1 protein-coding gene is annotated in these 269 nt (G+C 62.8%); it reads left to right on the top strand.

What is annotated here, in order from left to right:
* Positions 1–219, top strand: a 219-nt coding sequence (locus SB772_RS41435; RefSeq protein ID WP_410838702.1) for a hypothetical protein, incomplete at its 5' end; no start/stop codon positions are given.
* Positions 220–269 lie beyond the last annotated feature (50 nt).

Here is a 269-nt window from a genome sequence, read left to right as displayed (position 1 = left end):
CTGCAGAAACGCACCGCCCATCCGGGCATGAACCCCTACAAATGGGCCGACAAGAGCGTCAATTACGGCGGCGACACCTGCACCCAGTCGCTCGACATCCTGAAGCGCACCTGCCGCATCAGCCTCGGCGAAAACTATCCGCTGATGCTGATGGCCCATCTTGCCAAGCGGATGGTGCAGCTGCGTCCGGCCGGCGGAGAGCTCGCCTATGGGAGCTGAGACGGCTGGCAGCGACGGTTCCATCGACCTCTGGCTGTTCGATCTCGAAC

The sequence above is a fragment of the Paraburkholderia sp. SIMBA_030 genome (assembly GCF_046535245.1).
Taxonomy (GTDB): Bacteria; Pseudomonadota; Gammaproteobacteria; order Burkholderiales; family Burkholderiaceae; genus Paraburkholderia.
The sequence above is the reverse complement of the archived record's forward strand: the minus strand, read 5'-3'. Positions and strand labels throughout refer to the sequence as shown.